The following is a 25,020-nucleotide window of genomic DNA, read 5'->3' on the forward strand; positions in this document are numbered from 1 at the left end:
TGGTGCTTGGAGTTCACACGACCGCGTGCGCAGTGAGGGAATGCGCGCAAGGCACGCTGCGACAAGCCGCCCCCTGTGGATCTCGCCCCGGAGCGGCCGTCGTGCTGAACCGAACGTAGCCCGGACGGTTGCTCAGAGTCAACATTGGTCCCTGAGCGTAGATCTCGGCCTGATCGCGGACCCGCGCACCGGCCCCCGCCCACCGGACACGTACGATGGGCCCATGTCATTTCTCCGCCGTCGCTCCGGACAGCCCGCCGGCCCGGACTTCGACGTACTGGCCATGGATCCGGGCGACTGGCCCGGCGACTTCGGCGCCATGATCCTGGCCGGTCAGGACGGTTCCTGCCAAGGCATCTTCCTGCAGTACGACCTGCTCGGCGGCCGCGGCCCGGCCATGCTGATCGGCAACGTCCCGCAGGAGTCGCCCGCCCGCGAGAGCGAGGACGGCGTGCCGATCGAGGCCCGCCAGCTGCTCGCCTCGCTGGAGAACGAGGAGCAGGTCGACTTCGTCTCGGCCGAGGACTTCCCGGTCATGCTCGGCGACGACCTGCTGATCGTCCGCAAGGTCAAGGTCACCGAGGAACGGCTCTACTGCTCGCAGTTCGGCCGCAGCGACGGCGTCCAGGTCACCATCGCCTCCTGGGACCGACCGATTTCGGACGACCTCTACCAGCTCCTCAAGCCGCTTCCGGCGGAGATGTTCCAGCAGGGCTGACGCGCGATGCCCCGGCCGCTGCTGCTCACCCGCCGCCTGCACGTGGACCTCCGGCGCACCGCCGGCGCGGCCTGTCCGGCGTCCTGAACCACCCAGTCACGGACGCCCGACACCCCCACGCCGCCCGCCCGGAGGCCCCGCCATGACCCGCACCGCAGCGCAGCCGACCGTCCCCACCCCCGCCCCCGCGGACCCCGCCGCCGACGGCGCCGTCGAACGGGCGCTCGCCCGGCTGCCCCGGGTCGTCGACCTGCTGGCCGCCCGGGCCGCCGAGCACGACCGCGACGGCACCTTCCCCTACCAGGGCGTCGAAACCGTGCACGAGGCCGGACTGCTCACCCTCACCGTCGGCCGACGGCACGGCGGGCCCGGCGCCGGACTGGCCGACACCGTCCGGGTGCTGGCCCGGCTCGGCCGCGGCGACGCCTCGGTCGCCCTGCTCGCCGCGCACACCCTGCTGCACCACGCCGAACAGGCCCGCACCGCGCCCTGGCCCGCCGCGCTCTACCGGCGGCTGCTCACCGAGTCCCGCCGCGGCCCCGCCCTGGTCGGCACCCTCCGGGCCCCCTCCGGACGCCCGCCCGCCGTCACCGCGCACTGGCAGGGCGACGCCTGGCGGCTCGTCGGCCGCGCCCCGCACTGCCCCGGCGCCGAGGCGCTCGCCTGGCTGGTCGTCGAGGCCCGCACCGCCGAGGACCGGACCGATCGGAACCGGCCACGCACCGGCCTGTTCCTGGTCCGCGCCGACAGCCCCGGACTGGAGATCGACCCCGCCGCCGACCAGCTAGGCCTGCGCGCCGCGGCCGGCCACGACGTCCTGCTGGAGGACACCCGGATCGGCACCGACGCCGCCCACCTGCCCAAGGGGCCGGCCTTCCCCGCCGACCCGCTCGCCGCGGCCTGGCGCCAACTCGCCCTGACCGCCGTCCTGCTGGGCACCGCCCGGGCCGCCCTGGACTGGTCCGCCGGGCGGCTGCGCGGCACCGCCGCCGTCCACCGCCGCCCGCTCGGCGAACTCGACGCCGCGCTCACCGGCGCCGAGGAGCTCGTCCACGGCCTGGCCGCCCGCACCGACGCCGATCCGGCCGCCGCCACCCGGGCGCCCGCCGTCCAACTGCTCGCCGCCCGCACCGCCGCGGACACCGTGCAGCGGACCCTCACCCTCACCGGCAGCACCGGCCTCGACCGCCGCCACCCGCTGGAGCGCCACCTGCGCGACACCCTCAGCCTGCGCACCCAACTGCCCGCCGAGGACACCGTGCTGGACGCCCTCGGCGAAGCCCTGCTGGGTGGCTGAAACCCGCCGGTCGGGTCTCCGGCGCCGGACTGGCGGGTGCCGGACTAGCGGGTGCCGACCGCCGCGCGGACCGCGCGGCGGGCCAGCGCCGAGTCGTCGTACAGCCGGCGGATCATGATCCGCTGCTCCTCGCCCGCGCCCGGGACGTCGTGCAGCCGCAGCTCGCGCATCAGCACCAGCACCAGGTTCACCAGGAACGCGTCCCGGGCCAGCGTGCCGCCGGACTGGGCGAGTTGGCTGATCTGGCGGCGGGCCGCGGTGTCGCCCGACAGCACGCTCCACAGCACCGCCAGGTCGTAGCCCGGCAGGTACCAGCCGGCCTGCTCCCAGTCCAGCAGGACCGGGCCGGATGGGGCCAGCAGGATGTTGCCGAGCAGCGCGTCGCCGTGGTTCAGCTGCCACGGCACCGAGGACAGGCCGTGCAGCAGGCCGCGCAGGTCGCCCGCGTCCCGGTCGGTCAGCAGGCCCAGCGAGTGGTACCGGGCGATCTCGGTCTGGTAGTCCATCGGCTTGCCGAACACGTCGGTCGGCGGCCGCCACAGGTTCAGCGTGCGCACCGCGCCCAGCACCGCGCGCACCTCGCCCGGCGTCGGCGCGTTCACCGGGTGCCGCTCGCGGGCCGCCGGCCGGCCCGGCACCCGCTCCAGCACCAGCACGCAGCGGTCGTGGTCGGCCGCCACCAGCCGCGGCAGCCGCACCGGCGGACGGTGCCGGACGAACGCCCGGTACACCGCCACCTCGTGGTGGAAGCGCCCGATCAGCTGCTCCGCCCGCTCCCCGCGCAGCGCCGCCGGCGCCAGGCACTTCGCCACCACCGGGGCCCGGCCGATGGTGCCCGCGATCAGGATGTGCCGACTGCCCTCCCGCAGCACCTGGCGCGGCAGGAACGCCGGACATATCCGCGCGACGTTGGCGAGCACCGCCCGCACCGCCGGGGTCTGCAGCGCGGCCGGGTCCACCCGGTCCACGAACGCCTCCGGGGCCCGGCCCGCGGCCGGCCGGCCCAGCCGACCGGCCTGGTCCGCCACCGGACGGGTCACCAGGGTGGTGCGCCCGCGCGGGTCGCGCAGCTCCGCGCCGCGCGGCGCGGGCCGGCCCGCACCGGCGGTCGGGGGGCGCAGGGGGGAGCGTGACGGGCGTGCGGCCGCGGCGTCCACCCCGTTCGGGGACGACGAGCGGGTACCGGTGCTGGCTGTGGAGTACATGGGCTGGTGAGGGTCCTTCCTTGACCGGCGGCAAAGCTGAGGGTGGCCCGTCGACTGGGGTCGGGCCCGCCGGGTGGGGCGCGGGCGCCGGGCACGGCCCGCGGCCCGCCGGAACCGTCCGCACCCTGGGGAAGTACGTCCGTCCCGACCACCGCGCCCTGCCCGGCGCCCTCGCGCCACCCGGTCGCGCCACCCCCCGCTGCACCGCTCCCGGAAGGCCGCCCGACGCGCCGTCGGATCGGGATCCGGGCCGGTCGGGGGCCGTTCCGGCGCGGAGCCGGGGTGGCGCATACCTACCTGACACCCGGACGGCACTGGCACACCACGTAGCGCACCCTGGCGAACCCTGGCGAATGGTCGCTTGGCATGTGACAGAGCCACTAGGGTCGGGAACCAGCCGAGGATCCTGGGGGCTTCAGTTGAGCAAGGGGCCGAACACCAGACTGGCCGACCACTTCGCCCTGACCGGATGGTCCAAGGGCGAGCTGGCCCGGCTGGTCAACCGGCGGGGTGCCGCGCTGGGCGAGCAGCAGCTGTCCACCGACACCTCCCGGGTGCGGCGCTGGATCGAGCACGGCGAGATCCCGCGCGACCCGGTGCCGAGGGTGCTGGCCGCCGTGTTCACGGAGCGGCTCGGCCGTGTCGTCACCACCGAGGACCTCGGTCTCGAACGACACCGGCCCACCAGGCACGGCAGCAGCAGCGCAGCACCGCCGAAGGAGCCCTGGGCACCGGATCGGACGGCCGCGGTCCTCACCGAGTTCACGGGAATGGACCTCATGCTGAACAGACGCGGACTGGTCGGCGCCTCGGCCGCCCTCGCGGCGGGCGCGGTCATCGCCGACAACCTGCACGACTGGCTCACCGGCGGCGCGGTCGCCGAGGCGGCCGCCCGCCCGGGCCCCCGCCCCGTCCTGGTGCAGGGCGGGGCGCACCCCGTCCTGGACGTCTACGAACCCGGACCGGTCGGCAACGACGAGGTCGCCGCCCTCGAACGCGCCGTCGACGTGTTCCGGGCCTGGGACGCCTCGCGCGGCGGCGGACTCCAGCGCAAGGCCGTGGTCGGCCAGCTCAACGAGGTCGGCGGCCTGCTCACCCACGGCCACCCGCCCGCGCTGGAGCGCCGGTTGTGGACGGTCGCCGCCAACCTCGCCGTGCTGGCCGGCTGGATGTCCCACGACGTCGGCCTCGAACCCACCGCCCAGCGCTACTTCGTGATCGCCGCGCAGGCCGCCCGGGAGGCCGACGACCGCCCCCGGGCCGGCGAGGCGATCTCCCGCGCCGCCCGCCAGATGCTCCACCTCGGCCGGGCCGACGACGCCCTCGAACTCATGCAGCTCGCCAACGCCAGCGCCGGCCCCCGCGACGGCAGCCAGCCGCGGACCCGGGCCATGCTGCACACCGTCGAAGCCTGGGCGCAGGCCTCGCTCGGCCGCTCCGAGGCCACCCACCGGGTGCTCGGCGAGGCCGAGGAGCTGTTCGTCCAGGACAGTCCCGAACCCCCGCCCAGCTGGATGCAGCTGTTCAACGAGGCCGAACTGCACGGCATGCAGGCCCTGGTCTACCGCACCCTCGCCGAGCACGACCCCGGCGCCGTCCCGCTCGCCCTCCGGCACGCCCGGGAGGCGATCCGGCTGCGCCAGACGACCGGCCGGGAGCGCTCCGCGCTGCTCGACCGGATCACCCTGGCCTCCGTCCACTGGATCTCCGGCGAACCCGACGAGGCCCAGGTGCAGGCCAAACTCGCCCTCGCCTCGATCAACGACACCTCCTCCAAGCGCACCTGGGACCGGCTGCGCGAGATGTACCGGCTCTCCACCCGCTACCGCGGACTGCCCGAGGTGGCCGAACTCCGCGACCGGATCCACGCCGTGCTGCCCGCACCCCGCGGACCCCGCCCGATCTGACCCGGTCCGATCCGACCCTGCCCGGTCCGACCCTGCCCGGTCCGACCCGGTTCGCACCGGCTCCGTCCGCACCGGCTCCGGACACCTCCGGCCGGGGGTGTCCGAATGCCGAACAACGGGCTGATTCGCGCCCGAACGCACCGCACATTCCGGAAGGGGTCGATCCGGTACGGACGGACCCGGTTTGGCGCGGTCACCGGGCGGAAATCCGTTGCCCTGTGTGCGGATCGGCCACCCAGGCGGTAACCTTCGGTGATTCCGGCGCCCGGGCGCCTGAGCTGTGCCAACCGACCCCGGCGACGGAAATCCCGTTGCCACGACGACCGCCGCAACGGATGCTGACCTCATGTTCGAGCCAGTGATAGCGCCCAGCGCCAGCCTCCTCGGCCTCCTCCAGAGAGGCCGCGGAGACGGGCAGCTGCATGCGTTGGCCGCAGACCGCGACGAGGCGATCGCCGCCGTCGAGACCTGCGTCACCAACGACCCCCGCGCCGACTGGCAGGTCGAGAACCGCTCCTTGTACTACGCCCGCCTCTACATGGAGCTCGAAGCCCCCCTCACCGGCATCGAGCTCCACCTGCACTCGCCCGAGGACAGCCTCGACACCGACGAGGCCCGCACCGGCCTCGCCCTCGCCGTCCTGGGCCACCTCGCCGGCTACGGCCGCCGCGACGCCCTCGACCTGCTGCGCGCCTACACCACCACCGGAACCAACTGGGCCTGGGCCCTCGACGAACTCGCCCTGCGCGACACCGACGAGGCCCTGCTCGCCCTCGCCCCCGCCGTCCTCGACCGCTTCCCGGCCGACCCGGAGGGCGACGCCGACCTGCGCGAGACCATCCGCGCCGCCTACGAGCCGCGGGTGTGGCGGCTGTGGGCCCCGCACCACCCCAGGGTGGCCGCCGCCACCGAGCAGTCACCGTTCGACCTGTGGCAACGGCAGCTCAACCGCCCCGGCGTCACCCCCGGCTGGTCCACCGCCGACGTGCTCGCCTGGGCCGACCAGGGCGAGGGCACCGCGCCCGACGCCCTCGCCCGCCGCGCCGCCGCGGCCGCCCGCTGCCTCACCGCCGTGGTCCGCCCCGAGGACGTCCCGCTGCTGCACGACGCCGCCGCGCACGGCCCGGCCGGCGCCCGCTGCGCCGCGCTGCGCCACCTCGTCGAACAGCGCGACCCGGCCGCCGCCGGATTCATCGAGACCGCCGCGGCGGACCTGGACCACCGGGTGGTCCGCGCCTCGCTGGAACTGCTCGGCCGGATGCGAGGTCCCGAGGCGCTCGCGCACGCCCGCCGCTGGGCCGACCCGGCGACCGGCGGCGCGGACAGCGCCCTCGCCCAGGCCGCCGTCCGCCTGCTCGCGGACGCCGGCGAACCCTGCGACGCCCCGCTGGTCGTCGCCGCCCTGCACCAGTGGATCTCACTGAACGGCGTGGCCGGCGCCGCCCTCGGCAGCCTGGTCGACGGCGTCGGCCGGCTGCACGCCACCGCCGCCGTCCCCGCCCTGCGGCACGTCTACGGCGAGGCCGCCTCCTCCGAGCTGCGCGGCCGCGCCGCCCAGGCGCTCGCCGTCACCGACCCCAACTTCGGGGCCGGCCCCGCCGTCGAGTGCCTGTGGGACTGTGAGGAGTCCACCCGCGAGCTCGCCGCCACCCACGTCACCACCACCGGCGACGTCCGGGTCCTCGAACGCCTGCGCCGGCTCGCCGCCGACCCGGCCGAGGAGGCCGAGGTGCACGCGGCGGTCCGCGGCCGGCTGACGGCCCGCGACCGGTAGGGTTCCCGCCATGCGCCCACGACTCCGCCACCGCTCCGCCGCGCCCCTCCTCGCGCTGGGCCTGGTGCTCGGCGCGGCCGGCACCGCCGCGGCGCACGTCGAGGTCGGGTCGCCGACCGCGCAGGCGCTCGCCGTCGACGCCGAGGTCGCCTTCTCCGCCGAGGGCGAGTCCTCCACCGCGGGCATCACCGACGTCAAGGTCGTGCTGCCCGCCGGGCTGGCCCCGGCCGACCTCACCCTGGCCAAGGCCCCCGCCGGCTGGACGTTCACCCCCACCGCCGACGGCTTCACCGTGGCCGGCCCCGCGCTGGCGCCCGGCACGGCCGCCGAGTGGACCGTCCGGGTGCTCCAACTCCCGGACGCCGCCTCGCTGGTGTTCAAGACCCTGGTCGACTACTCCGACGGCCACACCGACCGCTGGATCGAACTCCCGCAGGGCGACACCAAGCCGCAGCACCCCGCGCCGGTGCTCGCCCTCACCCCGGCCGCCCCGGGCGCGAGAGCGCTGCCGACCGACGGCGTGACGCTGTTCGCCTCCGCGTCCGCGTCCCCGCCTGCGTCCGCGTCCGGGTCTCCGTCCGCGTCCCCGTCAGGGTCCGCGTCCGCTCCCACGGTCGCTGCCGGGGGCGGCGAGGACGGCGGCGGCACCACCGCGGTGGTGCTCGGCGGCGTCGCGGGCGTCGCGGTCCTCGCCGCGCTGGTCGTGCTGGTGCTGCGCCGCCGCAAGTCGGCCTCCTAGCGCGGTAGTTCGTCGCCCCCGCGCTCGTTCCGGCCCGGCCCGGCCCGGCCGGGGCGGGCGCGGGGGCTTCGTCGTGCCGGGGGCGTCCGGGTCAGGCCGGGACGGGGGCCGGGGTCTCGGGCCGGTGGGGGAGGTGGCGGACGGCGGGGGAGAGCAGGGGGAGCAGGGTGAGCGCGGCCTGGGCGAGGGCGGCGGTGGCGGCGAGGGCGGGGGCGCCGAGGCGGGTGGTGAGCGGGGCGCAGGCCAACTGGCCGAGGGGGATGGCGAGGTAGGAGAGGGCGTCGGCGTTGGCGGAGACCCGGGAGAGGACGTCGTGCGGGAGGTGTTCCTGGACGGAGGTGTTCCAGGCGGTGGCGGAGAGGGCGAGGCCCAGGCCGGAGGCGAGGGCGGCGGCGAACAGCCAGGGGACGGGGGCGCGGAGGCCGAGGGCGAGCAGCGGGAGCGGCAGGAGCAGGCCGGCGAGTTGGCCGGTGGCGAGCAGGCGGCGGGGGGCCAGCCGGTAGGCGGCGGTGTCGGCGAGCAGCAGGCCGGCGCCGCGGGCGGCGAGCAGGGTGCCCCAGAGGGCGGGCCCGGCGAGTTGCGGGCCGAGGATCTGCCAGGGGCCGACCAGCAGCAGGTTGGTGGCGCAGAACGACCAGGTGGTCCACCAGACCCAGCGGGTGCGGCGGAACACCGTCCAGCCCTCGCGCAGGTCGGTGCGGAGGGCGGCGCGGAGGGCGGTCGGGCGGCTGCGGGCCGGTCCGGCGGGCAGCCGGGCGAGCAGGTACGCGGCGGGCAGGTAGCTGAGGGCGTCGAGGGCGACCGCCCAGCCGGGGCCGACGCCGGCCACCAGCAGGCCGGCCAGCGGCGGGCCGAACAGCTTGCTGCCGTTCGCGGCCATGCCCAGCAGGGCGTTGGCGGGCCGGAGCCGGTCGTTCGGGACGAGTTCGGGGAGCACGCCGCGCAGGGCGGGCGAGGTGAACGCGGTGAGTGCCCCGTTGAGGAACTCCAGGGCGGCGAACGGGCCGAGCGCGTAGTGGCCGGTGAGCAGCAGGGTGGCGGCGGCGCCCTGGCTGAGGCCCGCGCCGAGGTGGGTGGTGAGCAGGACGGTGCGCCGGGGCAGCCGGTCGGCGACCGCGCCGCCGAGCAGCAGCAGGGCGAGCAGCGGGAGCATCCGGACGGCGAGGACGGTGCCCAGGTCGGCGGTCCGGCCGTGGGCGGCGTCGAGGACGGCGAAGGCGAGCGCGACGGGGGCCATCGAGCTGCCGAGCAGGGAGATCGCCCGGCCGGTGAAGAAGCGGCGGAAGCCGGAGTGGTGAAGGAGTGGTGGAAGCACCCGCAGAGTGTGCGAGCGGTCGTGCCGGGGCCTCTATCGTTTCGGGTTCCACCGAAAGGTCACCGGAGGGAGGGCGGCGCGTGGTCGTGCTGCGTCTGGATTCGCTCGCGCTGTCGCGGTCCCGGTTCGCGCTGTCGCCGTTCGCCGAGACGCTGGCGGCGATCGTCCAACTGGCCCGCCCGTACAGCGAACCGTGGGCGGTGCCCTGGCGGGAGCGGCACCGGCCGGCGTTCCTGGCGCGGCTGGCGGAGGACGGGTACGCGCGCGGGCTGGTGGAGCTGATCTCGGCGACCAAGTACCTGCCGGGGCACCTGACGCTGCCGCCGGGCGGCGGGATGGAGACCGCGCTGGAGGCGGAGCTCGCCGAGGTGGCCCGGGTGCCGGACGAGGTCGCGGTGGCGGGGCTGCGCACCGCGCAGGAGCACGCCTGGGCGGGCCAGCGGCTGGACTGGCTGGGCGGCCGCGGCCACGGGGCGCGGGCGGCCGCGCTGTTCCGCGAGGTCTGGGACGCGCACCTGGCCGCGGACTGGCCGGCCCGGCGGGCGGGCCTCCAGCGCGACGTCACCTACCGGGCCGGGCTGCTGGCCGCGCACGGCTGGCCGCGGGCGCTGCACCTGATGAACCGGACCAGCGCCTGGGTCGGCACGGACGCGATCCGGTTCAGCGACCGCCCGGGCCCGGACCGGCTGGTCGGGTCGGACGGCCTGCTGTTCGTCCCGGTCACGGCGCAGCGCAGTTCCTGGCTGTGCGAGGCGCCGGGCCGCCCGTTCGCGATGGTGTACGCGGCGCGCGGCTCCGGCGGCGGGACGGGCGGGAACGGTGACGGGCGGGCGCTGGCCCGGCTGCTCGGCGGCGGGCGGGCGCAGATCCTGGGCCAGTTGGAGACGCCCGCCACCACCAGCGAACTCGCCCTGCTGCTGGGGCAGTCGGTGGGCACGGTCGGCGGCCACCTGGCGATCCTCCGGGACACCGGCCTGGTCGACCGGACCAGGGTGGGCCGCCGGGTGCTCTACCACCGCACCGAGCTGGGCGACCGGTTGGCGGCGGGGCCGGGCACCGGCTGAGCCCGGCCCCGGTTGGGCCGGGCACCGGCTGAGCCCGGCACCGGTTGGGCCCGGAACCGGTTGGGCCGGGCACCGGCTGAGCCCGGCACCGGTTGGGTCCGGCTCCGGTTGGGTCCGGCCGCCGGTCAGGCGACGCAGAACTCGTTGCCCTCGGGGTCGCGCATCACCCACCAGTGGCCGGCCGGGCCCTGCTGCTGCTCCTCGATCCGGGTGGCGCCGAGCCCCTCCAACCGGGCGACCACGGCGTCGAGTTCGCCGCCGGAGTGGACGTCGAGGTGCAGCCGGTTCTTGCCCTGCTTGGCCTCGGGGACGTCCTGGAAGAGGATCCGGCGGCCCTGGCCGATGCCGCTCACCGGGTCGTACGGGTCCTCGGGGTGGCGGACGGCCGAGTAGCCGCGGAACAGCTTGCGGCCCCCGCGTTCCAGGACCGCGGCGGCGGGGAGCCGACCGGCGGCGAGCAGGCCGTCGATCAGCGCGGTCGGGTCCTCGACCTCGTACCCGAGGGCGGCGGCCCAGAACTCGGCGAGTGCGGCGGCGTCCCGGCTGTCCACGACCAGTTTCCAAGTGAGCGTCATGCCAAGGGATTCAATCGCACGTCAGATCGAGCGGCAACGATCTCCGGGGGGTCGGTGCGTCGCCCGACGAGGGGCGGGGAATGGGGGCGGGGACGGTCGGCCGGGGGCTCTGGCGGACCGTCCCCGCGGGACGTCGGCGGCGTCAGTGCACGGCGCCCGCGTCCGGGGCCAGGGTGCCCGCGGTGACCAGGGCGATGATGGTGATGCCGAGCAGGATCCGGTAGACCACGAACGGCGTGAAGCTGTTGTGCGAGATGTACTTCAGGAACCAGGCGATCGCCGCGTAGCCGACCGCGAAGGCGATCAGGGTGGCCAGGATCGTCGGCCCCCAGGCGGGCGCCGGGCCCTCGCCGATCTTGAGCAGCTCGAGACCGCCGGAGGCCAGTACGGCGGGGATGGCGAGCAGGAAGGAGTAGCGGGCGGCCGCCTCCCGGCTGTAGCCGAGGAACAGGCCCGCGCTGATCGTGCCGCCGGAGCGGGAGACGCCCGGGATCAGGGCGAGCGACTGGGCGGCGCCGTAGATCAGGGCGTGCCTGAAGTTCAGCGACTCGATGCTGCGGGCGTTGCGGACGGCGCGGGAGCGGTCGGCGACGGCCAGGACCACGCCGAACAGGATCAGCGTGGTGCCGATCAGCCGCAGGTCGCGCAGGGTGGTCTCGATGGTGTCCTGGAACAGCTTGCCGAGGATGCCGATCGGCAGCGTGCCGATGATCACGTACCAGCCGAGCCTGGCGTTCTGGTCGTGCCGCCACTCGGCCCGGAACAGCGAGAGCGTCCACGCCTTGATGATCGCGCCGATGTCCTTGCGGAAGTAGATCAGCACCGCGGACTCGGTGCCCAGCTGCGTCACCGCGGTGAACGCCGCGCCCGGGTCGTCCCAGCCGGCCAGGGCGGAGAAGACCCACAGGTGGGCGCTGGAGGAGACCGGCAGGAACTCGGTCAGCCCCTGCACCAGGCCGAGCACGGCCGCGTGGAACCAGTTGATCACCGGACACCCGCCGCGGATATCTCTCGGAGGTTCGGCATGGCGGTTTCCTGTTCGCTCGTGGGTGGTCCGGCGGCTGGGGAGCGGTCCGGTGCGGGCAGATGATAGGGGCTCCGGATGTACTGAAGATCGCAATGGGGCGGATGGGGACGAACCGGACCACCCGGACCGTTCGCACCGGCGGGCGTCAGGCCGTTCGCCCCGGCGGGCGTCAGGGCGCGGCGGCGGCCCACTCGGCGCGGGTCAGCGCGTACACCACGTCGCCGTGCTCGCTGCCCGGGATCGGGTCCGGCCAGTCGGCGGAGAACGTCCGGACGTGGCGCAGTCCGGCCCGCTCCAGGACGCGCCGGGAGGCCGTGTTCACCGTCATGGTGGTGGCCGCCACCCGCTCGGCCCGCAGCTCCTCGAACGCGGCGCGGACCAGGGCGGCCGCCGCCTCGGTCGCGTACCCGAGGCCCCGGGCGGCGGGCAGCAGGCGGTAGCCCAACTCCAGGCCGTCCGCCGGGTCCAGGCCGACCGAGGCCGGCGGGCGCAGCGCCGCCCAGCCGAGGAAGCGCCCGTCCGCCTCCAGCGCCCAGCAGCCCAGCCCGTCCGGCAGTTCGGCGTACTCGCGCAGCAGGCCGGGCAGCAGCTCGTCCGCGACCCGGGCGGGCGGGACGGGGCGGCCGTCGTCGATGTACCGCATCACCTCGGGGTCGCCGCACAGGGCGGTGACGGCGGGCAGGTCGGCGGGGGTGAGACGGCGCAGGGCGAGCCGTTCGGTGCGCAGGCGGACGTGCGGGGGAGGGGTGCTCGTCGGGGGAGGGGTGTTCATCGGGCGAGCAGAGCACCGGGTGCGGCGGTGCGGCAAGCGGGTTTCGGGGCGGCCGGAGAGCGGTGGGCGGGGGAGGAGCGGGCGGCGGGGAGCGGTGGGCGGTGACGGGAATGCCCCGCCAGATCACTGTGTTGCTCTGGTCGATTCACTCTGTTGTACCGTTGTGGTTGTTCCGGCCTACTGATGGGGAAGTGCCATGATCGCCCTGCTGCTCGCCCTCGGCAGCTCCCTCGCCTACGGCTGCGCCGACTTCCTCGGCGGCCTCGGCGCCCGCCGCGCGCACGTGCTGCGCACCGTGCTGGTCGCCGCGCCCGCCAGCCTGGCCGTCGAGCTGCTGCTCTGGCCGCTGCTCGGCGCGCGGTTCGAGGCCGGGGCGGTCGGCTGGGGCGCGGCCTCCGGGGTGGCCTCGGCGGCGGCGTTCGCGCTGCTGTACCGGACGCTGGCGATCGGCCCGATGAACGTGCTGTCGCCCGTGACGGCGCTGATCTCCGCGATGCTGCCGGTGGCCGTCGGCCTGCTGCAGGGCGAACACCTGGGCGCCGCCGGGCTGTTGGGCCTGCCGCTGGCACTGGTCGCGGTGGTGCTGGTGAGCGCCGGGACGGCCGACGGCCGGGCCCGGGTGACGCGGCCCGCGCTGCTGCTGGCGTTCGGCGCGGGCGCCGCGATCGCCGTCCAGCTGGTCTGCCTGCACCAGGCCCCGTCCGGCAGCGGCGTCGCCCCGCTGATCGTCGGCCGGGCCGTCACCTCCGCGCTCACCCTCACCGCCACCGCCCTGTGGCGCCGCCGCCTCGGCCCCGAGCGCCCCGCGTACGGCCTGGCGGCCGCCGCCGGGGTGCTCGACTCGGCCGCCGGGGTGCTCTTCCTGCTGGCCGCCCGCAGCGGCGACCTGGCGGTGGTCGCGGTGATCACCGCGCTCTACCCGGCCGGCACGGTGCTGCTGGCCCGCGCCGTCCTGGCCGAACGCATCCACCGCGGCCAGCTCGCCGGCCTCGGCACGGCCGCCCTCGCGGTCGGCCTGCTGGCCCTGACCTGACCCTCCCGTTCGAAAGGACCCCCGTTGACCGTCCCGCACCTGCACCCCGACGTCGCCGCGGCCTTCCCCGCCGCCCGGATCGCCGTCCTCACCGCCCGCGGCGTCCGCGGCACCGAACCGTGGCCCGCCACCGCCGCCGCGCTGGCCCGGCTGGAGGCCCGCACCGCCGAGGGCGAGTGGCGCCCCGCCGACGAGCACGACCCGCGGATCGCCGCCTGGCACGCCGCCTACCGCGCCTTCGGCACCAACCCGCGCCGGATCCGCCCCAGCGTGGACGCGCTCGGCCGCCGCCTCGCCAAGCGGGGCGCGCTGCCCCGGATCAACCCCGCCGTCGACTCCTACAACGCGGTCTCCGTCCGGCACGCCCTCCCCGCCGGGGCGTTCGACCTGGCGGCGGTCGACGGCCCCGTCGAGATCCGGTTCGCCGACGGCAGCGAGCACTTCACCCCGCTCGGCGAACCCGACACCACCGAGCACCCCGAGCCCGGCGAGGTCGTCTACGCGGACGCGTCCGGCGTCCTCACCCGCCACTGGAACCACCGCGACGCCCACCGCACCCGCGTCACCGAGCACGCCACCGACGTGCTGTTCGTGCTGGAGACCATGGACGGCGCCGAACTCACCGAAGCGGCGGACGAGTTGCAGGCCCTGCTGGCACCGCACAGCGCCGGGGTGACGGTGCGGTACCTGGGCTGAGCCGGGGTCAGTCCCGCCCGGTGTGCCAGCCCTCCACCGCGTGCCGGACGGCTGCTGCGACACAGGGGCGGACGGCGCCGTTGTCGAGCCGGCGGCGGGTGGCGCCGTTGAACTCCGGGTCGTCGAGCTTCACCGAGACGACGGCCGTCAGCCCGGCGGGCAGCTCGGACCGGCCCAGGGCGGCGGCCAGACCGTCCCGGAAGCCCAGGAGATGGGTGCTGTGCTGCTCGTCCGTGCGGCGGCTGTTGGCGTAGCCGTGGAGGCCGCCGCCACCGGTCCAGCTGAGGGCGAGGTCGAGGGTGCCGCCCATCCGCTCGTCGGTGGCCTCGACGGTGAGGGTGGCGGCGGGGTCACCGCCGAGGCGGGTGGTGAAGTCGACCAGTCCGGCGGGGTGGTGCAGGCGCTCGGTGCGGTGCGGGGTGGTGCGCTCGTCGGTGAGGGTGAAGTCCAGGGTGCGGTTCAGCAGGGCGAGTTCGCGCAGGTGGTCGACCAGCGCACCGGCGTCGAGCGCCGTCGTCCCGAAAACCTCCGGGTCCGGGTGGAAAACGACCGTGGTGCCGGTGCGATCGCTGGGGCCGGTCACGGTGGGCGGGGTGAGCAGCCGGCCGCGAGCGTACTCCTGACGGTGCGTCACGCCGTCCCGGTGCTCCTCCGCGACCAGCCGGACGGAGAGCGCGTTGACCACGGCCGGGCAGGAGGCGGCCCAGGCCAGGAGCTTCCGCCCGGCGGGGTCGTCCCAGCAGGTCGGCAGGACGGTCAACGCGCGGGCCAGATCGGCCTGCTGGACGCCGTCGTGGCTCACCCGCACACCGCCGTCTGCCGTCAGCACGACCTCGACGCGGCTCGCGCGGCCGGACAGCACCTCGTTCGCGGCGCCCTCCAGCACCTCCTGCGCCATGTGGTGCAGGCCGCGCTCCCCGGTCGAGCCGATGTACATCCCGGGCCGCTCCCGGACGGCTTCCGGCCACTCCAACACCTGGATGTGTGCAGCGTCGTACTCGCTCACGGCGGTCCCCTCCGACGGTCTCCTGTGGTGTCGCCAACCCTAGGGGAAAATCAGGAAAGCACCAGGTCAGAGGCACTTTGGTGAAGCCGTGTGCGGCTCGCGGCGGGGGGTTTCGGGCGGGGGTGGCCGCCGAGGGTTCCGGGGCGGGGGGAAGGGGCGCGGCGGGGCGGCGGAGGGCCGGGAAGGGGCCGTTCCGGGCGGCTGGAGGAGCGGGAATTCCGGGAATTTTCCGGAGACGGGACGGAGACGGGACGGAGGCGGGGCGGGGGCGTGACGGGGCGTCGGGCGGGCTCAGGTGAAGGCTTCGACGCGGACGCCCGCGGAGGCGAGGGCGCCGCGGATCCGCCAGGCGAGTTGGGCGGCGCCGGGGGTGTCGCCGTGGACGCAGAGGGAGCGGGCCCGGACGCTGATGGGCTCGCCGCCGACGGCGGTGGCGGCGCCGTCCCGGGCGATGCCGACGGCGCGGGCGATGACCGCCTCGGGGTCGTGCACGACGGCGTTCGGTTCGCGGCGCGGGACGAGGGTGCCGGCCCAGGTGTAGGCGCGGTCGGCGAACGCCTCGGTGACCACGGGCAGTCCGACGCCCTCGGCCACCGCGAGCAGCCGGGAGCCGGGCAGGCCGAGCAGCGGCAGCGGGCCGTCGCAGACCGCGCCGGCCCGCAGCACGCCCGAGACCACCGCCTCCGCCTGCTCGTTGTCCTGCACCACCCGGTTGTAGAGCGCGCCGTGCGGCTTGACGTAGGAGACCCGGGAGCCGGCCGCCCGGGCGAACACCTGGAGCGCGCCGATCTGGTAGGCGATCTCGTCGGCGAGTTCCTCCGGCGGGACGTCCATGGCGCGGCGGCCGAACCCGGCGAGGTCGCGGTAGGAGACCTGGGCGCCGATCCGCACCCCGCGCTCGGCCGCCAGCGAGCAGACCCGGCGCATCGTGGACGGGTCGCCGGCGTGGAAGCCGCAGGCGACGTTGGCGCTGGTGACCACCGAGAGCAGGGCGTCGTCGTCGGTCAGGCTCCAGCGTCCGAAGCCCTCGCCGAGGTCCGCATTGAGGTCGATCACCGCGTCGGCCACTTTTTTCCTCGTCCGCCCTTCCGCGCGGGCCGATCCGGGCCCGGGGTCCGCTCCTGGGGGTGATCGTAGGGCCTGATCGTTTCGGCCGGGGCGGGGGTCGCGGTCCGGGCGGCAGGTTTTACCCGCCAGGTCGCGCGGGGGCGTCCGGACGGCCACCCGCTCGGCGCAACGCCGGTGGTCGGCGGGGCGGTGGCCGGCGAGTTGGTGGCCGGGTGCCTGCGGTCAGCCGCGCGGCCAGGGGCCTGCGGGTCTGCGGTCAGCCGCGCGGCCAGGGGCGGCCCTGGATGCGTTCGATGTCGCGGTTGAAGCGTTCGAGCACCTCGGCGAAGTCGGCCAGGTCCGCGGCGGTCCAGTCGGTGACCACCCGGGACAGGCCCTGGATCGACCAGTCGCGGTCCTGGCGCAGGCGGCGCAGGCCCTCCTCGGTGATCCGCAGCTTGCGGGCCACCCCGCCGTCCGGGTCGGGGATGCGGTCGACCAGTCCGGCCCGGAGCATCGCGGCGCTCTGCCGGTTGACGGTGGAGGTGTCCAGCCCGAACGCCTCGGCGAGTTGGCCGATGGTGAGCGGGCCCTCGGTCTCGATCCGGCTGAGCAGGGTGTAGGCGCTGCGCTCCAGGGCGTCGGGGCCGCCGTTGGTGCGGGCGGTGGCGAGCACCTGATGGCGGGCGAGCAGCATCATTTCCCGTTCGATCAGGGCGAGTTCCTTGTCGCGCCGCATGCTCCTCCGTCCCTTGCGTCACTTTTCGGCAGCATATCCCGCGAGGGGGCTATATGTATGGTACACATTGTGTGCATCATGCATATCTAGCTGAAGAGATGGAAGTACCCCATGAGTCAGGCACGCACCGGCCCCATCGTCGGAGTGCTCGCCGGCGCGGGCATCGTGGTCTCGCTGATGCAGACCCTGGTCGTCCCGCTGATCCCGGACCTGCCGAACCTGCTCCACACCACGGCCGCCAACGCGTCCTGGGCGATCACCGCCACCCTGCTGGCCGGTGCCGTCGCCACCCCGGTGCTCGGCCGACTCGGCGACATGTACGGCAAGCGCCGCATCCTGCTCGCCAGCCTCACCATGCTCGTCATCGGCTCGCTGATCTGCGGCTTCAGCAGCTCGCTCGCCCCGATGGTGATCGGCCGCGCGCTCCAGGGCGTCGGCGCCGGCGTCATCCCGCTCGGCATCAGCATCATGCGCGACGAACTCCCGCCGCAGAAGCTCGGCTCCTCGATGGCGCTGATGAGCTCCTCGCTCGGCATCGGCGGCGCGTTCGGCCTGCCGCTGTCCGCCGTCATCGCCCAGAACGCCAGCTGGCACGCGCTGTTCTGGATCTCCGCCGCGCTCGGCCTGCTGGTCGCCGTCGCCGTGTTCTTCCTCGTCCCCGAGTCCCCGGTCCGCTCCGGCGGCCGCTTCGACGTGGTCGGCGCGATCGGACTCACCATCGGACTCGTCGCCCTGCTGCTCGCCATCTCCAAGGGCAGCGACTGGGGTTGGGGCTCCGGCACCACCCTGGGCATGCTCGCCGCCGCCGTCGTGGTGCTCCCGGTCTGGGGCTGGTGGGAGCTGCGCACCCAGCAGCCGCTGGTCGACCTGCGCACCAGCGTCCGCCGCCAGGTGCTGATGACCAACCTGGCCTCCGTGGTGATCGGCTTCGCGATGTACGCGATGAGCCTGGTCTCCCCGCAGCTGCTCCAGATGCCCACCGCCACCGGCTACGGCCTCGGCCAGTCGATGGTCGCCGCCGGCCTCTGGATGGCCCCCGCCGGCCTGGTCATGATGCTGCTCTCGCCGATCTCCGCCAAGCTCTCCCGGGCCAAGGGCCCCAAGGTCTCGCTGCTGGTCGGCGCCGTCATCATCACCGCGGGCTACCTCTCCGCGCTCGCCCTGATGGGCCACGCCTGGGGCGTGCTGCTCTTCTCCTGCCTGATCAGCGGCGGCATCGCGTTCGCCTACGCGGCCATGCCCGCCCTGATCATGGGCGCCGTCCCGGTCTCCGAGACCGCCGCCGCCAACGGCCTCAACACCCTGATGCGCTCCATCGGCACCTCCAGCTCCTCCGCCGTCATCGGCGTGGTGCTGGCCCACATGACCACCGACTTCCACGGGCACACCCTGCCCTCGGAGGGCGGCTTCCGCACCGCCTTCATGATCGGCGCCGGCGCGGCCGTCGCTGCCGCGCTGGTCACCCTCGCCATCCCCGGCATCCGCCGCGCGGTGGCGGGCGGCGCGACCGGTCCGAAGGACGGACCGCAGCTGTCCGTCGTCACCGAAGGCGTCACCGACGGCGCGACGGCCAAGTAGCCCCCGCACCCGCCCGGGTGGGCCGTTCGTCCCCGCGGGGAGGAACGGCCCACCGCCGTTTCCGGGCGGAGGGATTGGTCTGCGCACGGACGAACGCCCCGCGGGGTCCTCCGGGTCGGCGGTTCATCCGTGCGCAGACGAACGCCCCGCGGGTCCCCGGGTGGGCAGTTCCTCTACGCGTAGACGAACTCCCCGCGGGGTCCCCGGGTGGGCAGTTCCTCTACGCGTAGACGAATGCCCGGCGGCGTTCCCGGGCGGAGGGTTCGTCCCTGCGCGGAGGAACGGCGGCCGGGCGTCGTCGGGCCATGGCTTTCGCGCAGGTCACGGCAGTAGGGTGCGCGGATGGCGACCCACGAGCGAGAGATCACCGGCCCCGTCGACCTGTGCGGCCCCGACGGGCGGCTGCACCGCGGGGCCGTCGGCTGGTCGCGCACTCCGCTGCACCGCGGCAACCTGCGCGGCTGGGGGCGCACCAAGCGGTGGGAGTACTGGTGCGTCACCACGCCCACCCACCTGCTCGCGCTCACCGTCAGCGACCTGGACTTCCTCACCCTCGACACCGTGTACTTCCTCTCCTGGGACGAGCACGGCGTCCTCGAGGACCACGAGCGCACCGCGATCGCCCCCGGCCTGCCGCTGCGCCCCACCGCCTTCCCCGCGGGCATCGCGGGCTCCGGCGGCCCGCACGGCGCCGACCTCACCGTCGGGCCGGAGCGCCCCGGCCGCCGCCGGGTCCGGATCTCGATCACCCACGAGCCCGGCGGTACCCGGCTGCGCGCCCGCGCCCTCACCGCCGACCTGCGCCCGCTGGAGGCCGACCTGCTGGTCGCGCTGCCCGACGGCCACGAGACCCTGTCGGTGGTCGTCCCCTGGGACGACAAGCGCTTCCAGTACACCTCCAAGCACACCGCCCGCCCCGCCACCGGCACCGTCCGGCTCGGCGACCGCACGTACGAATTCGGGGACGACGCCTGGGGCGTGCTCGACCACGGGCGCGGGCGCTGGCCGCGCTCGCTCGGCTGGAACTGGGGCGCCGCGTCCGGCCGCACCGACGGGCACACCGTGGGCCTGCAGTTCGGCGGGCAGTGGACGGTCGGCACCGGCAGCACCGAGAACGCGCTGTGCGTGGACGGCCGGCTCAGCAAGATCGGCACCGAACTGGCCTGGCACTACGACCCCGCCGACCCGCTCGCCCCCTGGCGGATCACCACCCCCGGCAGCGATCAGGTCGACCTCGCCTTCCACCCCTTCCACGACCGCCGCACCCGCACCGAGGCGGGCCTGATCGCCAACCGCACCGACCAGTGCTTCGGCCACTACCGCGGCACCATCCGCACCGACGACGGCCTGCGCGTCGCGGTGGACGGCCTGCTCGGCTGGGCCGAGGACGTCCGGATGCGCTGGTGACCACGCCCACCGGTCCCGCCGCGCCCACCGGTCCCGCCGCGCCCGCCACGCCCGCGATGTGCCCCGCGCACGGCCCCGGCCCCGACCTCGCCGCGCTGGTCGGCCGCCGGCTGACCGGCGTGGTCGCGTCCTGGTACAGCCACGAGGGCGAACGCGCGGCCGACCCCGTGGTGGTCTGGCTGCGCGACGACCGCGGCGGCTGCACCTTCGTCGGCACCGGCAGCGACTGGTGCCTGATCGTCGCCGAGGACTGGCCGCACGCCGACGTCGACCTGGGCGAGTGGGGCCGCCTCGACGTCCGCGACGCCCCGCACGACACCCCCTTCGCCCCGCACCTGGGCCACCCCGTCCTGGCCGCCCGCGAGGAGCACACCCCGGGCACCGGCCGCACCGCCCTCGAACTCGACTTCCCGGGCGGCACCGTCCGCTGCGAGTCCTGGGACGGCGACCTGCGACTGACCGCGACCGGAGACCCGCGATGACCGAACTCCCGCACCACCGGGCCCTGCTGGCGGCCGTGGACTGGCCGTCGCTGGAGGTCCCGCACCCGACGGAGCGGCTGGACGCGGCGCTGCTGGCCCGGATGACGGACCCCGATCCGGCGGAGCGGGCCCGGGCCCTCGACCGGGTGTTCCACCTGGTCGACCACCAGAACACCATCTACGGCGCGACGCCGCCGGTGGCCCGCTACCTGGCCGCGATCCTCGGCGAGTTCGCGGACGCGCCACGGCTGCGGTTGCGGTTGCTGACGTGGCTGGAGGCGATGGCGTACGACGCGGACGACGCCCGCGTGGCAGCCATGCGGCGATGGCTGGGCCAGGGCCCCCACCCGCCCCTGCGGGAGTTCCGCGCCCTGCGGCCCGACCTGTTCGCCGCCGTCCGCCCGTTCCTCACCGACGCGGACCAGGACGTCCGGGAGGCCGCCCTGATCGCGGCGCTCCCGCTGTCCGAGCACCCCGACCTGGCCGACCTGCGCCTCGAGCTGGCCGGGCACGCCGAGCGCCTGCTCGCCACCTCCACCGACCGCTTCCGCCGGGACCGGGCCCTCGACTACCTCCGGGCGTGGGGCCGGGACACCGCCGTGCTGGAGAACGTCGAGGACCGCGCGGCCGAGGAACGCTACGCCCGGCTGCGGGCCGAGCGGGAGCGGCGCGACGACGAGCGGACCGCCAGCGGCGGGTGCTTCGCGGAGCCGCCGTTCTGACCGTCCGGCCGGGCTGTCCGCCACCGGCGGTAGCGTGCCCCGCATGGACGACACCCAGCTCGACGCGCTGACCCTGGCCTGTGCCGACGTGCTGCCCTACCCGGGGGAGTGGCGGCGGGCGCCGTACGAGGAGTGGGAGGTGGACGGGGCGCGTTACCACCTGGTCGCCGTCGATCCGGGGGTGAGCGCGCTCGGGGTGCGGGTCGACGGCGGGCCGGTGATGGTGCTGCCGGAGGAGGAGGGCGAGCCCGGGCTGCTGAACTCCGGTCCGGGGCAACTGCTCGCGTTCCTGGAGCTGTACCGGGAGGCGGCGGCGGAGGCCGAGCGGTACGAGGCGGGCGAGGAGCCGGACGAGTCGCTGGCCGCGGCGGAGGAGCTGACGGACGCGCTGCTGGCCCGGTTCGCGGCGGTGGACCCGGCGGCGGTGGCGGACGAGAACGCGTACTGGTGCATCGCCGCGGAGGAGTTGGGCTACGGCATGGAGTGCTGAGCCTCCCCCCGAAGGCTCAGCACTCCCGTTCCGGGCCGGAGGCCCGGTTCCCCGGCCGGTGGCCCCGGCCGGGATCCGGCCCGGCCCGGATGCCCGGCCCGGCTGCCCGGCTCCCGGCTCCCGGTGGGTCAGGGGGAGGGGACGACGCGGGCGAAGTCGTGGTGGGTGCGCAGGGCCTGCTGCCACTCCAGGGTGCGGATCAGGCGGTGGACGATCAGCAGCGGGACGACGCCGAGCACGCCGAACGACATGTCGATGAATCGCCAGAACAGCGGGATGTCGCGCAGCGGGCCGCAGATCAGGGCGAGCGGGATGACGCCGCCGCAGGCGAGCATCGCCCAGCGGATCACCCAGACGTTGCGGACCGGGTCGCGCAGCGGGCCCCAGAAGGCGGCGGCGATCACCAGGTGGGCGAAGGCCAGCCAGTCGGTGCCGTAGGCGAGGAACGGGTGGTCGCCGTAGCCGTCGGCGACGCCCTCGCGGACCCGGTGGACCCAGGCGTCGAGGGCGGGGAGCAGGGAGTCCAGGCCGGTGGCGTCGACCAGGTGGGCCAGCAGCGAGGTCTCGCTCTGGAGCGGGAAGGCGGTCAGGCCGCTGAGCACCAGGCAGGTGATGAACAGCCAGAGCCAGCGCCTGATCCGGCGGCGGACGAGCGCGGTGTCGGCGGTGGGTGCGGAATCCGGGCCGGCGGTGGTGGAACCGGCGGGGACGGTGGCGATGTCGGACATGGGGAACCCCCCTCATGGCGCGGGTGCCGGAGACGGCACGCGGTGTCGCGCCTTGGACTCTAGACCTGAATTTGAACGTGTTCAACACGCCGGGACAGGCCGCCCGAAAGGGGCTTTTCGGACCTGTCCGCGGAAAGCCCTAATCTTGTCCACCGTGACCGCCATCGCAGACCAGCCCACCCGGCCCGCCCCCGGCCCGGCCGCCGACGAGGGACTCGCCCGCCGGCTCAAGGCGCTGGCGTGCACCGCCCCGCTGCACGACCTGGACAGCCGGAAGGTCAACCTGGCCGGCGAGTACGCCTCGTACGCCATGGCCGAGGTCGGCCTCGCCGCGATCGACCTGGTCACCCTCAACATGGACTTCGACACCGGCGCCGACCGGGACATAGTGCTCGCCCGCCTGCTGCCCCGGATCGCCGCCCAGAACCCGCGGCGCACCGCCGCCGAGCACGAGCGGGTCGCCCGCTGGGTGCTGGAGTCGCTGATCAACGTCGGCAGCGTCGACCGCGGCTTCCGCGCCGTCTACGGCACCTTCGGCCCGGACGGCGAGTACACCCGCCGCGACTACGACTTCAAGCTGATCGAGGAGGTCCCCGGCCAGGACGGCGGGGTCTACCTGCGCACCACCGACGAGGCCGTCAACGTGCTGGTCGGCGCCCTCGACACCGACGTGACCAGCGCCCAGATCGCCGCCGAGGTCAAGCTGGAGGTGCTGATCCGGCGCGGCCGCCTCGCCGACGCCCAGCTCGCCGCCGAACAGGCCCGCTACCGCACCGTCCAGTACGCCGAGACGCTGCGCCGCGCCCTGGAGGCCACCCGGCGCAACGTCCGCGCGGTCGACTGGATGGAGACCGTCCCCGACCTGATCGACGAGGCGCTCGACCACATCGCCGACCGCTACCGGCACGAGAACGCGATCCTCACCAACATCCGCAAGGCCCGCGACGAGAGCACCGACGGCGAGCACAAGCGCCGCGCCGCCGAACTCGTCGACATCGTCAAGGATTGCATCCGCCGCCACACCCAGCTCCAGACCCGCCTGCTGGAGGCCGGCCCGCTGTTCCGCGCCGAACAGGACCGGCAGGCGTTCGCCGCGCCCACCGCCCGCAGCGGCATCGACCTGTACGGCCAGCTGCTCGCCCCCGTGCTCACCCTGCCGCTCGGCGATGCCACCCGGCCCACCGACGCGTTCTTCGCCCGCGCCACCGGCCTGCGCACGCCCGTCTCGGTCCGGGTCGCCGACCTGGTCGACCTGCTGCTCACCCCGCCCGTCGAACGCGAGCACCTCGGCGCCGAGCTCCCCGAACCCGACCTGGTCGCCACCCCCGACGACAGCCGGTTCTCCGAGGCCCAGCTGGAGGCCGCCCTCGACCTGCTCGACCTGCCCGCCGACGCCCCCCGTCGGCTCTCCGGCCTGCTCGCCGACGCCCGTGCCCGCGGCACCGGCCCCGGCGGGGACGGCGACGGCGAGGAACTCGCCTACCTGGTCGCCCTGCTGGCCGTGCACGCGGCCAGCCCGCCGGTCGGCACCGCGTACCGGCAGGGCGAGGAGCGGCTGCTGTTCGCGGTCGACGACGGCACCCGGCTGGACGACCCCGGCTTCGGCGGCGCCGACCTGATCGTCGGCAGCGCGCTGCTGGACGCGGTGGGCATGGCCGCCGACCGCAAGGACGCCGTGTGACCGGCAACCCCCCTCCTGCTCGCACCACCCGCACCACTCGTAGCACGTGCACCGCCCATACCGCCTGCACCACCCGCACCACTCGTAGCACGTGCACCACCCGTACCGCCCGCACCGAAGGAGCCCTCGGATGACCACCACCAGCGAGGCGTGGACACCGCCCGAGAGCGAACCGGCCGCCGCCCCCGCGCCGATCAGTCCGGCGGACGTCGCCGAGGCCGCCCGGCTGGTCTCCTTCGGCCTGCAGGCCAAGCTGCTGCCCGGCCGGGACGCCGAGTACGGCGAACTGGTGCGCCGCTACCGGGAGGACCCGCCGTTCGGCCGGCTCGCCGACGCCGTCGCCACCGGCATGGGCCTGGTCGTGCTGGAGGTCTCCGCCCGGGCCGGGATGGCGGTGGCCGCCGCCGAGGACTCGGTGTTCGCCGTCCGGATGGGCGACTACTCGCGGCGCGCCGCCTCCGAGTCCACCGACCGCTTCCTGCACGGCCTGGCGCACCTCGCGGTCGCCGCGCTCGCCTTCCCCCGCCCCGAGGACCTGGCCGACGACGGCTACCTCGGCCGGGTCACCGTCAACGGCGTGGACGCGTTCGTCCGGCAGGCCTGCCGCCGCCTGGAGGAGCGCGCCGAGGCCGAGGGCGCCAACACCGACCCGGCCAGCGACGCCCCCGGCCTGGAGGCCGCCTGGCGGGTCTGGGCCCGCCGCTCCGCGACCGGCGCCACCAAGGACGCCCGCCGGCTGGCCGGCTCCACCACCGGCATCGTCTCCAAGGCGGTGTCCTTCCTGGTCGACTCCGGCTTCCTGCAGAAGACCTCCGACGACTCCGGCGGCACCTACCGCACCACCGCCCGCTACCAGTTGCAGGTCCGCGACCTGGCCGGCGGCGCCGCGATGGCCGAACTCCTCGACCTGGGCGTCGTCCCGGTCAGCGACGGCACCCCCACCCTCGCCCCGCCCGACGAGAGCGACGAACTGGTGGCCGACGCCGGCCTCCCGTTCCACGCCCTCTGACCCACCCAC

25 protein-coding genes are annotated in these 25,020 nt (G+C 75.3%); 16 read left to right on the forward strand and 9 right to left on the reverse strand.

Annotation, left to right across the window (positions count from 1 at the left end):
• Positions 1-223 precede the first annotated feature (223 nt).
• Genes IH44_RS0115795 through IH44_RS0115805 form a run of 3 tightly spaced genes read left to right on the forward strand, consistent with a single transcriptional unit; the run spans position 224 to position 2,015 of the window.
• Positions 224-718: a hypothetical protein gene (locus tag IH44_RS0115795; protein ID WP_030460187.1), complete on the forward strand. Its 495-nt coding sequence runs from the start codon at positions 224-226 to the stop codon at positions 716-718.
• Between the two features lie 6 nt (positions 719-724).
• Positions 725-805, forward strand: coding sequence for a putative leader peptide (locus IH44_RS49715; protein WP_341869173.1), 81 nt, complete (start codon positions 725-727; stop codon positions 803-805).
• A gap of 55 nt (positions 806-860) precedes the next feature.
• Entirely contained in the window at positions 861-2,015 is a 1,155-nt protein-coding gene (locus IH44_RS0115805) for an acyl-CoA dehydrogenase family protein (protein WP_051816940.1), read from the forward strand.
• A 44-nt stretch (positions 2,016-2,059) separates the two neighbouring features.
• Here the strand turns inward: IH44_RS0115805 and IH44_RS0115810 are convergent, their stop codons facing one another.
• Positions 2,060-3,220 (reverse strand): aminoglycoside phosphotransferase family protein, encoded by a 1,161-nt coding sequence (locus tag IH44_RS0115810; RefSeq protein ID WP_051816941.1) that lies wholly within the window; start codon positions 3,218-3,220, stop codon positions 2,060-2,062.
• A gap of 419 nt (positions 3,221-3,639) precedes the next feature.
• Between IH44_RS0115810 and IH44_RS0115815 the strand changes: the two genes are divergently transcribed.
• The 3 genes from IH44_RS0115815 to IH44_RS0115825 all read left to right on the forward strand — a co-directional run bounded on the left by IH44_RS0115815 (position 3,640) and on the right by IH44_RS0115825 (position 7,640).
• Positions 3,640-5,127 carry a hypothetical protein gene (locus IH44_RS0115815; RefSeq protein ID WP_030460190.1) on the forward strand — a complete coding sequence of 496 codons (1,488 nt, stop codon included), beginning with the start codon at positions 3,640-3,642 and terminating at the stop codon, positions 5,125-5,127.
• A gap of 346 nt (positions 5,128-5,473) precedes the next feature.
• Positions 5,474-6,901: a hypothetical protein gene (locus IH44_RS0115820; RefSeq protein ID WP_030460191.1), complete on the forward strand. Its 1,428-nt coding sequence runs from the start codon at positions 5,474-5,476 to the stop codon at positions 6,899-6,901.
• A 10-nt stretch (positions 6,902-6,911) separates the two neighbouring features.
• Positions 6,912-7,640: a DUF1775 domain-containing protein gene (locus IH44_RS0115825; RefSeq protein WP_030460192.1), complete on the forward strand. Its 729-nt coding sequence runs from the start codon at positions 6,912-6,914 to the stop codon at positions 7,638-7,640.
• A gap of 91 nt (positions 7,641-7,731) precedes the next feature.
• Here the strand turns inward: IH44_RS0115825 and IH44_RS0115830 are convergent, their stop codons facing one another.
• Positions 7,732-8,955, reverse strand: coding sequence for an MFS transporter (locus tag IH44_RS0115830; protein WP_030460193.1), 1,224 nt, complete (start codon positions 8,953-8,955; stop codon positions 7,732-7,734).
• Between the two features lie 80 nt (positions 8,956-9,035).
• Between IH44_RS0115830 and IH44_RS0115835 the strand changes: the two genes are divergently transcribed.
• Complete coding sequence (locus IH44_RS0115835; protein ID WP_030460194.1) at positions 9,036-10,019, forward strand: helix-turn-helix transcriptional regulator; 984 nt, start codon at positions 9,036-9,038, stop codon at positions 10,017-10,019.
• A gap of 125 nt (positions 10,020-10,144) precedes the next feature.
• Here IH44_RS0115835 and IH44_RS0115840 read toward each other — a convergent pair whose 3' ends face one another.
• The 3 genes from IH44_RS0115840 to IH44_RS0115850 form a co-directional block, all read right to left on the reverse strand.
• Entirely contained in the window at positions 10,145-10,594 is a 450-nt protein-coding gene (locus IH44_RS0115840) for a VOC family protein (protein WP_030460195.1), read from the reverse strand.
• A 142-nt stretch (positions 10,595-10,736) separates the two neighbouring features.
• Positions 10,737-11,579, reverse strand: a complete 843-nt coding sequence (locus IH44_RS0115845; RefSeq protein ID WP_030460196.1) for an undecaprenyl-diphosphate phosphatase — start codon at positions 11,577-11,579, stop codon at positions 10,737-10,739.
• A 211-nt stretch (positions 11,580-11,790) separates the two neighbouring features.
• Positions 11,791-12,393, reverse strand: coding sequence for a GNAT family N-acetyltransferase (locus IH44_RS0115850; RefSeq protein WP_030460197.1), 603 nt, complete (start codon positions 12,391-12,393; stop codon positions 11,791-11,793).
• A gap of 196 nt (positions 12,394-12,589) precedes the next feature.
• Here IH44_RS0115850 and IH44_RS0115855 point away from each other — a divergent pair, with 196 nt between their 5' ends.
• A complete protein-coding gene (locus IH44_RS0115855) occupies positions 12,590-13,426 on the forward strand; it encodes an EamA family transporter (RefSeq protein ID WP_030460198.1) in 837 nt (278 codons plus the stop codon).
• 24 nt (positions 13,427-13,450) lie between these two features.
• Complete coding sequence (locus IH44_RS0115860) at positions 13,451-14,122, forward strand: B3/4 domain-containing protein (protein ID WP_030460199.1); 672 nt, start codon at positions 13,451-13,453, stop codon at positions 14,120-14,122.
• A 7-nt stretch (positions 14,123-14,129) separates the two neighbouring features.
• Here the strand turns inward: IH44_RS0115860 and IH44_RS41070 are convergent, their stop codons facing one another.
• The 3 genes from IH44_RS41070 to IH44_RS0115875 all read right to left on the reverse strand — a co-directional run bounded on the left by IH44_RS41070 (position 14,130) and on the right by IH44_RS0115875 (position 16,914).
• Positions 14,130-15,128, reverse strand: a complete 999-nt coding sequence (locus IH44_RS41070; protein WP_051816942.1) for a hypothetical protein — start codon at positions 15,126-15,128, stop codon at positions 14,130-14,132.
• Positions 15,129-15,419: 291 nt separating this feature from the next.
• Positions 15,420-16,196 (reverse strand): LamB/YcsF family protein, encoded by a 777-nt coding sequence (locus IH44_RS0115870; RefSeq protein WP_232794956.1) that lies wholly within the window; start codon positions 16,194-16,196, stop codon positions 15,420-15,422.
• A 256-nt stretch (positions 16,197-16,452) separates the two neighbouring features.
• Complete coding sequence (locus tag IH44_RS0115875; RefSeq protein ID WP_030460202.1) at positions 16,453-16,914, reverse strand: MarR family winged helix-turn-helix transcriptional regulator; 462 nt, start codon at positions 16,912-16,914, stop codon at positions 16,453-16,455.
• A gap of 111 nt (positions 16,915-17,025) precedes the next feature.
• Between IH44_RS0115875 and IH44_RS0115880 the strand changes: the two genes are divergently transcribed.
• The 5 genes from IH44_RS0115880 (at position 17,026) to IH44_RS0115900 (ending at position 21,593) form a co-directional block, all read left to right on the forward strand.
• Positions 17,026-18,492, forward strand: coding sequence for an MFS transporter (locus IH44_RS0115880; protein WP_051816943.1), 1,467 nt, complete (start codon positions 17,026-17,028; stop codon positions 18,490-18,492).
• Positions 18,493-18,834: 342 nt separating this feature from the next.
• Positions 18,835-19,899, forward strand: a complete 1,065-nt coding sequence (locus IH44_RS0115885; protein ID WP_030460204.1) for a DUF2804 domain-containing protein — start codon at positions 18,835-18,837, stop codon at positions 19,897-19,899.
• Positions 19,896-20,381 carry a hypothetical protein gene (locus tag IH44_RS0115890; RefSeq protein ID WP_232794957.1) on the forward strand — a complete coding sequence of 162 codons (486 nt, stop codon included), beginning with the start codon at positions 19,896-19,898 and terminating at the stop codon, positions 20,379-20,381. Before IH44_RS0115885 ends, IH44_RS0115890 begins: the two co-directional genes overlap by 4 nt.
• Complete coding sequence (locus IH44_RS0115895; protein ID WP_051816944.1) at positions 20,378-21,103, forward strand: hypothetical protein; 726 nt, start codon at positions 20,378-20,380, stop codon at positions 21,101-21,103. The genes IH44_RS0115890 and IH44_RS0115895 overlap by 4 nt, the downstream gene beginning before the upstream one ends.
• 43 nt (positions 21,104-21,146) lie before the next feature.
• Positions 21,147-21,593, forward strand: a complete 447-nt coding sequence (locus IH44_RS0115900; RefSeq protein ID WP_030460207.1) for an SUKH-4 family immunity protein — start codon at positions 21,147-21,149, stop codon at positions 21,591-21,593.
• Between the two features lie 128 nt (positions 21,594-21,721).
• Here IH44_RS0115900 and IH44_RS0115905 read toward each other — a convergent pair whose 3' ends face one another.
• The gene (locus IH44_RS0115905) at positions 21,722-22,321 is read right to left on the reverse strand and encodes a hypothetical protein (protein ID WP_030460208.1); all 600 of its coding nucleotides are present in this window, start codon (positions 22,319-22,321) and stop codon (positions 21,722-21,724) included.
• A 154-nt stretch (positions 22,322-22,475) separates the two neighbouring features.
• Here IH44_RS0115905 and IH44_RS0115910 point away from each other — a divergent pair, with 154 nt between their 5' ends.
• Both IH44_RS0115910 and IH44_RS0115915 read left to right on the forward strand, forming a co-directional pair.
• The gene (locus IH44_RS0115910; protein WP_030460209.1) at positions 22,476-24,002 is read left to right on the forward strand and encodes a hypothetical protein; all 1,527 of its coding nucleotides are present in this window, start codon (positions 22,476-22,478) and stop codon (positions 24,000-24,002) included.
• 130 nt (positions 24,003-24,132) lie between these two features.
• Positions 24,133-25,011, forward strand: coding sequence for a hypothetical protein (locus tag IH44_RS0115915; protein WP_030460210.1), 879 nt, complete (start codon positions 24,133-24,135; stop codon positions 25,009-25,011).
• Positions 25,012-25,020: the final 9 nt, after the last annotated feature.

It is taken from the genome of Kitasatospora sp. NRRL B-11411 (genome assembly GCF_000721345.1).
Classification (GTDB): Bacteria; Actinomycetota; Actinomycetes; order Streptomycetales; family Streptomycetaceae; genus Kitasatospora; species Kitasatospora cineracea.

Coding starts and splice junctions, on each gene's coding strand:
- IH44_RS0115795 (WP_030460187.1), top strand. CDS start 224: ATGTCATTTCTCCGCCGTCGCTCCGGACAGCCCGCCGGCCCGGACTTC.
- IH44_RS49715 (WP_341869173.1), top strand. CDS start 725: ATGCCCCGGCCGCTGCTGCTCACCCGCCGCCTGCACGTGGACCTCCGG.
- IH44_RS0115805 (WP_051816940.1), top strand. CDS start 861: ATGACCCGCACCGCAGCGCAGCCGACCGTCCCCACCCCCGCCCCCGCG.
- IH44_RS0115810 (WP_051816941.1), bottom strand. CDS start 3,220: ATGTACTCCACAGCCAGCACCGGTACCCGCTCGTCGTCCCCGAACGGG.
- IH44_RS0115820 (WP_030460191.1), top strand. CDS start 5,474: ATGTTCGAGCCAGTGATAGCGCCCAGCGCCAGCCTCCTCGGCCTCCTC.
- IH44_RS0115825 (WP_030460192.1), top strand. CDS start 6,912: ATGCGCCCACGACTCCGCCACCGCTCCGCCGCGCCCCTCCTCGCGCTG.
- IH44_RS0115840 (WP_030460195.1), bottom strand. CDS start 10,594: ATGACGCTCACTTGGAAACTGGTCGTGGACAGCCGGGACGCCGCCGCA.
- IH44_RS0115850 (WP_030460197.1), bottom strand. CDS start 12,393: ATGAACACCCCTCCCCCGACGAGCACCCCTCCCCCGCACGTCCGCCTG.
- IH44_RS0115855 (WP_030460198.1), top strand. CDS start 12,590: ATGATCGCCCTGCTGCTCGCCCTCGGCAGCTCCCTCGCCTACGGCTGC.
- IH44_RS0115875 (WP_030460202.1), bottom strand. CDS start 16,914: ATGCGGCGCGACAAGGAACTCGCCCTGATCGAACGGGAAATGATGCTG.
- IH44_RS0115880 (WP_051816943.1), top strand. CDS start 17,026: ATGAGTCAGGCACGCACCGGCCCCATCGTCGGAGTGCTCGCCGGCGCG.
- IH44_RS0115885 (WP_030460204.1), top strand. CDS start 18,835: ATGGCGACCCACGAGCGAGAGATCACCGGCCCCGTCGACCTGTGCGGC.
- IH44_RS0115895 (WP_051816944.1), top strand. CDS start 20,378: ATGACCGAACTCCCGCACCACCGGGCCCTGCTGGCGGCCGTGGACTGG.
- IH44_RS0115900 (WP_030460207.1), top strand. CDS start 21,147: ATGGACGACACCCAGCTCGACGCGCTGACCCTGGCCTGTGCCGACGTG.
- IH44_RS0115905 (WP_030460208.1), bottom strand. CDS start 22,321: ATGTCCGACATCGCCACCGTCCCCGCCGGTTCCACCACCGCCGGCCCG.
- IH44_RS0115915 (WP_030460210.1), top strand. CDS start 24,133: ATGACCACCACCAGCGAGGCGTGGACACCGCCCGAGAGCGAACCGGCC.